The sequence below is a fragment of the Xenorhabdus griffiniae genome, from assembly GCF_001028135.1.
GTDB classification, from domain to species: domain Bacteria; phylum Pseudomonadota; class Gammaproteobacteria; order Enterobacterales; family Enterobacteriaceae; genus Xenorhabdus; species Xenorhabdus bakwenae.
The window spans coordinates 19,867-30,306 of the sequence record NZ_LDNM01000120.1 but is presented as its reverse complement, the minus strand read 5'-3'; the positions used below and the strand labels follow the sequence as shown (position 1 = coordinate 30,306).

The window sequence follows — 10,440 nt, the reverse complement described above, 5'->3', positions numbered from 1 at the left end:
AAGGGACAAAAACTCATTTACTTCGTTTATAACGATATTGCACTTAATATGTGAATCCAAGAAAAAAGATTATTACTCCGCTACAGTGAATCTCTCATCTGCAAGGGTAAAGCTAATTACCTTGCAAGGAGAGTTATTGGATTTGAAAAAAAAATATCGACTATCGACAAGGAATCAGACTCCGCAAGGAAATCAATTACAGCTGAAATAGCTGGCATAGAACAAAAGATTCTGAATATAGAAAGACAAAGAGAATATTTAATTGTCGCACCATTTGATGGAATGATAACCAGCGTGACGATTCATAAAGGTGAGAGAGTAAAAGCAGGCCAGCAAATTGCTGTACTTGTTCCCCAGAACGCAATTCCAAAAATTGAGCTACTTTCTCCATCCGATTCTCTCGGTGATGTAGCTGATGGGCAAAAGGTAAAGATGAGAGTAGCTGCATACCCATATCAGTGGTATGGAAAGATTTTAGGTGTCATAGAGACAATATCAGAGGCACCAGTAAATATCTCACCATCCACTCAGGCAAACGGTGAAAGTAAAGATAAGGAACTCTTTCGGATAATGGTTCAACCTGTTATGGCTGGGAGGCAAAAAAGTATGTCTCTTCTACCGGGCATGAAAGTAGAGACAGAGATATATGTAAAAACCAGAAAGATTTACGAGTGGCTCTTTATGCCAGTTAAGAGAGTATATGAACGAGTGAACGACAGGGCACAATAAAAATATGCAATATAAAATCAGTGGCTTTTTTGAATCTTTTACCAAAAAACTTCCTGTAATCATGCAAACAGAGGTAACAGAATGTGGATTGGCATGTCTGGCCATGATTGCGATTTGGTACGGTCGGGAGACTGATGTTTACAATATGAGAAAGATTTTCGATGTGTCGAGCAACGGTATGTCATTAAGGCAACTTATCACAGCAGCGGGAAGAATAAATATGAATGCCAGAGCTATGCGTCTTGAGCTTGAGGAGCTTAGAAGCGTCAGGCGTCCATGTATCCTTCACTGGTCCTTTAATCATTTTGTGGTGTTAAAAAAAATCACAAAGAAGAATGCTGTCATTCATGATCCGGCCTTAGGGAAAAGGACGATCTCTCTGAAAGAATTATCAAATAAATTCACGGGGATCGTTCTGGAAGTATGGCCACGGCTTGATTTTCAAAAACGGAAAATAGGGGAGAGCATCAAAATCACAGATATGTTCCGAGAAGTGGCAGGTCTTAGAAATACATTGTTAAAAATCATTCTGTTATCGCTCTTTATTGAGGCATTGGCTCTTTCAATCCCCCTCAGCTCTCAATTTATTATTGATATTGTTCTGCGCTCCAATGATTTCGAGATGTTAAATTTGATTGTCATTGGTGTTATTTTTCTCCTTATCCTCCGAGCTGTTCTCAGTATCATCCGAGCCTGGACGCTAATGGCAATACGTTACTCGCTGGGAATACAGTGGAGTATAGGTTTTTTTAACCGATTACTCAGCTTACCGTTAACTTTCTTTGAAAAGCGTCATGTGGGGGATATCGTCTCAAGGCTGACGTCACTTAATGAGATCAAGGAAGCCTTCACAGCAGAGATGCTGACTTCTTTACTTGATGTACTTATCCTGTTGGCGTTGGTTGTTCTGATGTTCTGTTACAGCACGTTCTTAGCCATTATTTCACTGCTCATTGCTTCTATTTATCTCGGAGTAAAACTTACCTTTTATGACACATACAAAGGCGCAAGAGTTGAAGCAATTACCAATGAGGCACGGCAGTCATCTCATTTCCTTGAGACAGTACGAAATGTGGCATGTGTCAAGGTATTTGCCCTGACAGAAAATCGGCGTATGGTATGGCTTAATAGGGTGATCGAGACGGCTAATGCTCGGACTCATTTATTTAAGATAGACCTCATAAACCAAACTTTATCAGGGTTTCTTACAGGACTCTCATCAGCGGCGATTTTATTCTTCGGTGGTCATCTCATGGAGCAAGGTACAATAACAACAGGTATTCTATTTGCCTTTATGCTTTACGCTGATATGTTCCTTACCCGTTCCATCAAGGTGGTAAATTCGCTTTTTAACTTTCGTCTTATATCAATACATTCGGATCGTCTCACAGACATTGCAACCGCGGAGACAGAAAGCGCTTGGTATCCGAAAAACTTAGTATCTCTTGATAATGTGGCGGGTCGGATAACACTAAATAGTCTCGCCTATCGTTACGGAGAAGCTGAGCCATTCATTTTTAACGACATCAATATGGAGATCAATGCTGGCGAGAACGTAGCGATCGTAGGCTCGTCAGGTTGTGGTAAATCAACTCTTCTCAGAATAATGGCTGGTTTGGCTATTCCTCAGTCAGGGGATGTGTTAGTTGATGGTATCAGCATACGACAGATTGGTATTGACGAATATCGCCGACACACAGCATTTGTGATGCAGGAAGATAAACTTTTTGCTGCTTCCTTGATGGATAATATTTCCTCCTTTGATCCCCAACCCAACCTTGAATGGATGTATGAGTGTGCTAAGGCAGCAGCAATACACGACGAGATTATGGTTATGCCTATGCAGTACGAAACAATGATAGGTGATATGGGAAGTATTCTTTCAGGAGGGCAAAAGCAACGTGTATCTCTTGCAAGAGCTTTTTATAAGCGTCCGCGTATCCTCTTTCTTGATGAGGCTACCAGCGACCTTGACGTTTTTAATGAACGAAAGATAAACGAAGCTGTGAAGCAGATGTCCATTACTCGTATTTTTGTAGCCCACCGACCAGAAACGATTTCCGTCGCGGATCGAATATATAACCTAAAAGATAAAACCTTTACGAGATTTGAAAGAAAGCCGGGAGCAGAACACGTAAGACAGGGTTATTTTGAATATGACGAAAATTAAAAAATAGATGACGGAAAAAAGCCACTGCAAACTAAATTGCAGTGGCTTATATGAAAAAATTTCAACTAAGAAAAATTACAGGGCAGCGATAGTCTCTTTCTGCGCCAGTAACTTCTCTTTTGCGGCATTGTTGGTCGCCAAACGTTCGCGCTCCTTGGCAACAACGGCTTCCGGTGCACGGCTGACAAAGCCTTCGTTAGCCAGTTTGCTTTCAATGCTGCTAATCTCTTTATCCAGCTTCTCGATTTCTTTATCCAGGCGTGCCAGCTCTGCATCTTTATTAATCAAACCGGCCATTGGGATCAGCACTTCCGCCCCATTGATCAGTTTGGTGACAGAAACAGGTGCTGCTTCTCCGGCCGCCAATACGGTAACAGAAGAGAGACGCCCCATTGCCTGAAGGAAATTGAGGTTTTCAGCGACACGGCGTTGTGCATCATCATTCGCATCACGCAGCAGAACTTCCAGCGGCTTGCTTGGCGCGATGTTCATTTCTGCACGAATGTTACGTACTGCAATGATCGCTTCCTTGATCCACTCCAGATCGTTCAATGCCAACTCATCGGCTTTCGCCTGATCGAATTCAGGGAACGGTTGCAGCATGATGGTGTCCGCATCTATACCCTTGACGACTTTCACCCGCTGCCAGATGGTTTCAGTGATAAATGGAATGATGGGGTGTGCCAGACGCAGTAAACCTTCCAAAACTTCAATCAGGGTATGGCGAGCCGCACGGACTTCGGCTTCTGTCCCTTTGTTGATTGCCGGTTTAGACAGCTCCAGATACCAGTCACAGAATTGGTTCCAGGTGAATTCGTAAAGAATGTTAGCGGCGATGTCGAAACGGTGAGTATCCAGCGCTTCACGATAGGCTTTAATGGTCTGGTTGAACTCTGCCAGGATCCAGCGATCAGCCAGTGACAGCAACATTTCCCCGCCGTTCTGGCCACAATCCTGTCCCTCTGTGTTCATCAGGACAAAACGGCTGGCGTTCCACAGTTTGTTACAGAAGTTGCGATAGCCTTGCAGGCGCTTCATGTCCCAGTTGATATCACGGCCGGTAGAAGCCAGTGCCGCCAGCGTGAAACGCAGGGCGTCAGTACCGTGGGCTTCAATGCCTTCCGGGAACTGTTGTTCGGTACGCTTGCGGATTTTCTCGGCCATTTGTGGCTGCATCATATTGCCGGTACGTTTCTCCAGCAGATTTTCCAGCGGAATACCGTCGATCATATCCAGAGGGTCGATCACGTTCCCTTTGGATTTTGACATTTTTTGACCTTCTTCATCGCGGATCAGGCCAGTCATGTAGACCGTCTTGAATGGCACTTGTGGCTTGCCGTTTTCATCTTTGATGAAGTGCATGGTCAGCATGATCATGCGCGCAATCCAGAAAAAGATAATATCGAAGCCACTGACCAGCACATCAGTCGGATGGAAGGTTTTCAGTGCTTCGGTCTGCTCAGGCCAGCCGAGGGTGGAAAATGTCCACAGGCCAGAGGAGAACCAGGTATCCAGTACGTCTTCGTCTTGGGTCAGGATGATATCGGTGCCCAGATTGTTCTCGCGGCGAACTTCTTCTTCATTGCGACCAACATAAACGTTGCCTTGTGCGTCATACCACGCCGGAATACGGTGGCCCCACCACAATTGACGGGAGATACACCAATCCTGAATATCACGCATCCACGAGTAGTACATGTTTTCGTACTGTTTGGGTACGAACTGGATATCACCATTTTCAACCGCTTCAATCGCCACTTTTGCCAATGGTGCAGTACGAACGTACCATTGGTCGGTCAGCATTGGCTCGATAACCACGCCGCCACGGTCGCCGTAAGGAACAGTCAGGTCATGGGGTTTGATCTCAACCAGCAGGCCCTGTTTTTCGAATTCTGCTACCACCGCTTTACGGGCAGCGAAACGCTCCATGCCACGGTATTCGGCAGGAATGTCGGTCGGGTAGAGATCGGAAACTTCGCCGTTGCTGTCGAACACTTCTGCGGCTTCACGAATATTGCCGTCGAAGGTCAGGATGTTGATCATTGGCAGGCTGTGGCGCTTACCGACTTCATAGTCATTGAAATCGTGGGCTGGGGTGATTTTCACGCAGCCGGTGCCTTTTTCCATATCCGCGTGCTCGTCGCCAACAACAGGAATACGGCGGTTCACCAGTGGCAGGAGGATCTCTTTGCCGATCAGATCTTTATAGCGCGGATCTTCCGGGTTCACGGCAACACCGGTATCTCCCAGCATGGTTTCTGGACGGGTTGTGGCAACGATCAGATAGTCTTTGCCTTCTGCGGTCTTAACGCCGTCAGCCAGCGGATAGCGTAGGTGCCACATGGAACCTTTTACTTCACGGTTTTCGACTTCCAGATCAGAAATCGCCGTGCGCAATTTCGGGTCCCAGTTAACCAGGCGTTTGCCACGGTAAATCAGATCGTCCTGATACAGGCGAACGAAGGCTTCTTTCACTGCTTTGGACAAACCTTCATCCATAGTGAAGCGCTCACGTTCCCAATCAACGGAGTTACCCAGACGGCGCATCTGGTTGGAGATATTGCCACCCGATTCTGCTTTCCACTGCCAAATTTTGTCGATAAAAGCTTCACGACCATAATCGTGGCGGGTTTTGCCTTCTTCTGCCGCGATCTTGCGCTCAACAACCATTTGGGTTGCGATACCCGCGTGGTCAGTCCCGGCTTGCCACAGGGTATTTTTACCCTGCATACGTTGGTAACGCACCATAGTATCCATGATAGTCTGCTGGAAGGCGTGTCCCATATGCAGGCTGCCGGTGACGTTTGGGGGGGGAATGACGATGCAGAAACTTTCGCGGCTGGTATCGCCATTCGGTTTGAAGTAACCATTCTGTTCCCAGTGGTTGTAAAGGGGTTGCTCTATCTCTGTCGGGTTGTATGTTTTATCGAGAGATGGCTCAGATTGCGTTTGAGTAGCGGGTGTCTTTTCCATTGTGTCTTGATATTCAATAGGTTGGCGGGGTTGCCATGGTCAAATTAAAGCCGACGCTACGATAAGATTTATATCGTTCGCGCGCTAACTGTTTCAGATTTTCATCAATAGGAACGAAGTCTATCACTTCATGGAAAGCTGTGGCAAAGTCTGCAAAATGAGGAAGCAGTGTCACTAATACATCGCGGGGTACATTGCCTCTTTTTTGCGGCCAGCATAACTCCACGGGTGCGCCGTATCGAGGGCCTTCGCCGGCAAGATTGTGTGGTACAAATTGATTCGGCTCCCGTTGCCATAATGCTTCGTCCAATTTTTCGGCCTGTTGCTGGCTTTCACAAGCAATCAGAACCCGCTTCCCTGCACGCCATTGATCAGCAGCAAACTGACATGCCAGCCATTCATGTGGCTGTAGTTCCTCCGACGAGGATTGTTCCGATAACTGCTTTTCCGGTGACAGCTTTTCTAATAATGGCAGCTTTTCTAATAAATAGAAGGTGGCGTTTTTCATAGTTTCTTGGTTGCAAGGTTACTGAAACAGTATGGGTATTGCAGTTGCAATACCCTAATTCCATTAAGCGGTGGGAGCATTAATCATCAGAATTCAAACCTGAACGATTTAACAGGAATTGTGACAGGAGTGCAACCGGACGACCTGTTGCTCCTTTCGCTTTACCTGAACGCCATGCTGTACCCGCAATATCCAGATGCGCCCAGTGATATTTGGCGGTAAAGCGGGACAGGAAAGCGCCTGCGGTAATTGCACCACCAGAGCGCCCACACGCGTTGACCATATCCGCAAAGTTGGATTCTAACTGTTCGGTATATTCATCCGCTAACGGCAGACGCCATGCACGATCTCCTGCCTGCTCTGAGGCATTCAGCAGTTCATGCGCCAGGGGATTATGGTTAGACAACAGGCCGGTGTAGTGACCGCCCAGCGCGACCACACAAGCGCCGGTCAAGGTGGCGACATCAATGACTGATTCCGGCTCAAAACGCTCAACATAAGTCAGCGCATCGCACAGTACCAGGCGACCTTCCGCATCCGTGTTTGTCACTTCAACGGTCTGGCCGGACAGGGTAGTTAGAATGTCGCCAGGGCGATAGGCGCGTCCACCAGGCATATTTTCACAGCCTGCCAGGACACCGATGACATTGATTGGCAATTGCAGTTCGGCAACAACGCGCATGGCGCCATAGACGGAAGCTGCACCGCACATATCATATTTCATCTCATCCATGCCTTCGGCAGGTTTGATCGAGATACCGCCGGAATCAAACGTCAGCCCTTTGCCCACCAATACGATCGGTTTCGCATTGGCGTCTGCGCTGCCTTTATATTCCATAACGGCCATCAAGGATTCATTCTGTGAACCCTGACCAACCGCCAGATAAGAATTCATACCCAGCTCTTTCATCTGCTCTTCACCAATGACTTTGGTGGTCAGATTAGCCACATTGTCAGCAAGCTGGCGCGCCTGAGATGCCAAATACGCCGCATTACAGATATTGGGTGGCATATTGGCGAGATCTTTCGCCGCTTTGATACCCGATGCGATGGCAAGACCATGCTGAATAGCGCGTTCACCGCTGGTCAATTCACGGCGGGTCGGCACATTGAACACCATTTTACGCAGCGGGCGGCGCAATTCATTTTTGCTGCTCTTGAGTTGATCAAAAACATACAGTGACTCTTTGGCGGTTTCGACCGCCTGACGGACTTTCCAGTAATTATTGCGCGCTTTCACGTGCAGTTCTGTCAAGAAACAAACCGCTTCCATTGAACCGGTTTCATTGAGGGTACTGATTGTTTTCTGGATAATTTGCTTATACTGGCGTTCATCCAGCTCACGCTCTTTTCCACATCCAACCAGCAAAATACGCTCAGACAGTACATTCGGAACATGATGCAGCAACAAGGTTTGACCTACCTTGCCTTCAAGTTCACCACGGCGCAATAACGCACTGATATAGCCGTTACTTATTTTGTCAAGCTGCTCTGCGATAGGGGAAAGACGGCGGGGTTCAAACACGCCGACAATAATACAGGCACTGCGCTGTTTCTCCGGGCTACCGCTCTTTACACTAAACTCCATGCGTTCTCCTGAATCTTAAAGACAAAGACGGATACAATCGCTAAAATACCGCGTTCCGCATTCATTCATCCCAAAGAAAATTAACGGTTATGTTAAACTAAGCCTATTATTTTTTGATACTTAGATAACGATAACTATGTTCTAATTGGGAACCAATATATGGAATGCTTTGGTATCATTTTAGCGATGGGGAAGCCAAACTGATTCATATAAATGGTAGATATACGACGAAGTTAGCGACTTTCCTGCAAAAAGACAAGTTTTCACAGGCGTAATAAGCGTGATCATCATTAGATATCTAGTACGGGAAACCCTGAAAAGCCAAATCGCAATACTGTTCATCTTATCGCTGATCTTTTTCAGCCAGAAATTAGTTGACGTATTGAGTACGGCGGTGGAAGGAAATATTCCCGCAAATTTGGTTTTATCGTTGTTAGGTTTAGGTGTGCCAGAGATGGCGCAGCTTATTTTGCCCCTGAGTTTATTTCTTGGGGTATTAATGACGTTCAGCAAACTCTATACCGAAAGTGAAATCACCGTTATGCATGCCTGCGGGTTGGGCAAAAGTGTATTGGTGAAATCAGCCCTTATTCTGGCTCTCTTCACATCAGCGTTGGCGGCGGCTAACGTTATCTGGGTCACGCCGTGGTCTGCCAAATCTAAAGCGCAAGTACTGGCGGATGCAAAAGCCAATCCAAGCCTTGCGGCAATTATGGAAGGGCAATTCAAACCTTCTCGTGATGGCAACATGGTGCTGTATATCGGTAACGTGAAGGGGAACACGTTTGAGAATGTTTTCCTGGCCCAGCTCCGTCCGGCGAATGACCAGCGCCCTTCTGTGGTCATTGCAGATGGCGGGCATATGGAAGAACGTCCGAATGGTAATCAGGTGGCGGTACTTCATCAAGGAATGCGCTATGAGGGTACGGCACTGTTGCGTGACTTCCGTATTACGGAGTTCACTAATTATCAGGCCATAATTGGGCACCAAAAAGCAGATATCGATAACAAAGTTGAACAAAAATCGATTGAACAGCTTTGGCATGATACCGATAACGACTCTCGTGCCGAATTTCACTGGCGCCTGACGTTGATTGCTTCGGTGTTGATCATGGCGTTGATGGTGGTGCCGTTAAGTGTCGTGAACCCGCGTCAGGGGCGGATACTCAGTATGCTACCCGCCATGTTACTCTATCTGATTTTCTTCCTGCTGCAAAGCTCCCTGCATTCCAATGGCAGTAAAGGTAAACTTGATCCTCTGTTCTGCATGTGGTTGGTCAACGGCGTGTACTTTGCGTTGGCAGTGACCCTTAATCTGTGGGATACCGTCCCCATGCGCAAACTGCGTTCGCACTTTAAGACTCAAGGAGCGTCATGATGTTTGGGGTATTGGATAGATATATCGGGCGCACCATCCTGCAAACCATCCTGATGACTTTATTTATGCTGGTATCGCTTTCCGGCATCATTAAGTTTGTCGATCAGCTACGCAAAGTCGGGCAGGGGGAATATAGCGCATTTTCCGCAGGCATTTATACCCTGTTGAGTATTCCCAAAGATATTCAGATCTTCTTCCCTATGGCTGCTCTGCTCGGGGCGTTATTAGGTCTGGGCGCACTGGCGACGCGTAGTGAGCTGGTGGTCATGCAGGCTTCTGGCTTTACCCGTCTGCAAGTGGCGGGTGCAGTCATGAAAACGGCAATCCCGCTGGTCTTGCTGACGATGGTCATTGGTGAATGGGTTGCCCCACAAGGAGAACAGATTGCCCGCAATTACCGTTCCCAAAAAATGTATGGTGGTTCACTGATGTCCACTACTAAAGGGCTTTGGGCGAAAGACGGTCAAGATTTTGTCTATATCCAGAGTGTTGGGAAGGACAATGCCCTAAACGGTGTCAACATCTATCATGTTGATGACAACCAAAAACTGTTATCCATAAGGTATGCGGCGTCAGCGGTGTATGATCAAAATAACCATCAATGGAAGTTATCTCAGGTTGAAGAATCCGATTTAACCCAGGATGGGCGGATCACGGGGTCACAACATCTTTCTGCGGACTGGAAAAGTCGGCTGACACCAGAAAAACTGGGCGTCGTTTCCCTTGATCCTGAAGCGCTTTCCATACGCGGCCTGCATCAATATATTACCTACCTGCAACAGGGCCAACAGGATGCCGGACGTTACCAGCTTAATATGTGGAAGAAAATCTTCGCACCTTTATCGGTTGCGGTGATGATGCTGATGGCACTTTCCTTTATCTTCGGGCCACTGCGTAGCGTGCCGATGGGATTCAGGGTTGTGGTGGGGATCAGTATGGGCTTTGTGTTCTATGTCTTGAATGAGATATTCGGCCCGCTCAGTCTGGTTTATAGTATGCCGCCGATATTAGGGGCGCTGTTGCCAAGTTTATTGTTTTTTGCAGTGAGTGTTTACTTACTCTTATATAGAAAATAACAAACTGATATCTCAGCT

General features: G+C 46.9%; 7 protein-coding genes. 4 read left to right on the top strand and 3 right to left on the bottom strand.

What is annotated here, in order from left to right; translation table 11 throughout:
• Positions 1-294: 294 nt before the first annotated feature.
• Together AAY47_RS22950 and AAY47_RS17975 are read left to right on the top strand one after the other, a co-directional pair.
• Positions 295-729 carry an HlyD family efflux transporter periplasmic adaptor subunit gene (locus AAY47_RS22950; protein WP_053460714.1) on the top strand — a complete coding sequence of 145 codons (435 nt, stop codon included), beginning with the start codon at positions 295-297 and terminating at the stop codon, positions 727-729.
• 4 nt (positions 730-733) lie between these two features.
• Positions 734-2,899 (top strand): peptidase domain-containing ABC transporter, encoded by a 2,166-nt coding sequence (locus tag AAY47_RS17975; RefSeq protein ID WP_083446771.1) that lies wholly within the window; start codon positions 734-736, stop codon positions 2,897-2,899.
• A 75-nt stretch (positions 2,900-2,974) separates the two neighbouring features.
• Here AAY47_RS17975 and AAY47_RS17970 read toward each other — a convergent pair whose 3' ends face one another.
• The 3 genes from AAY47_RS17970 to pepA all read right to left on the bottom strand — a co-directional run bounded on the left by AAY47_RS17970 (position 2,975) and on the right by pepA (position 7,968).
• Positions 2,975-5,872: a valine--tRNA ligase gene (locus AAY47_RS17970; protein WP_047771658.1), complete on the bottom strand. Its 2,898-nt coding sequence runs from the start codon at positions 5,870-5,872 to the stop codon at positions 2,975-2,977.
• A gap of 13 nt (positions 5,873-5,885) precedes the next feature.
• The gene (locus AAY47_RS17965) at positions 5,886-6,380 is read right to left on the bottom strand and encodes a DNA polymerase III subunit chi (protein ID WP_047771657.1); all 495 of its coding nucleotides are present in this window, start codon (positions 6,378-6,380) and stop codon (positions 5,886-5,888) included.
• A gap of 79 nt (positions 6,381-6,459) precedes the next feature.
• Positions 6,460-7,968, bottom strand: coding sequence for a leucyl aminopeptidase (gene pepA / locus AAY47_RS17960; protein ID WP_047771655.1), 1,509 nt, complete (start codon positions 7,966-7,968; stop codon positions 6,460-6,462).
• Positions 7,969-8,248: 280 nt separating this feature from the next.
• Here pepA and lptF point away from each other — a divergent pair, with 280 nt between their 5' ends.
• Together lptF and lptG are read left to right on the top strand one after the other, a co-directional pair.
• Positions 8,249-9,346: an LPS export ABC transporter permease LptF gene (gene lptF, locus AAY47_RS17955; protein WP_047771653.1), complete on the top strand. Its 1,098-nt coding sequence runs from the start codon at positions 8,249-8,251 to the stop codon at positions 9,344-9,346.
• Positions 9,346-10,422: an LPS export ABC transporter permease LptG gene (gene lptG / locus AAY47_RS17950; protein WP_047771651.1), complete on the top strand. Its 1,077-nt coding sequence runs from the start codon at positions 9,346-9,348 to the stop codon at positions 10,420-10,422. Before lptF ends, lptG begins: the two co-directional genes overlap by 1 nt.
• Positions 10,423-10,440: the final 18 nt, after the last annotated feature.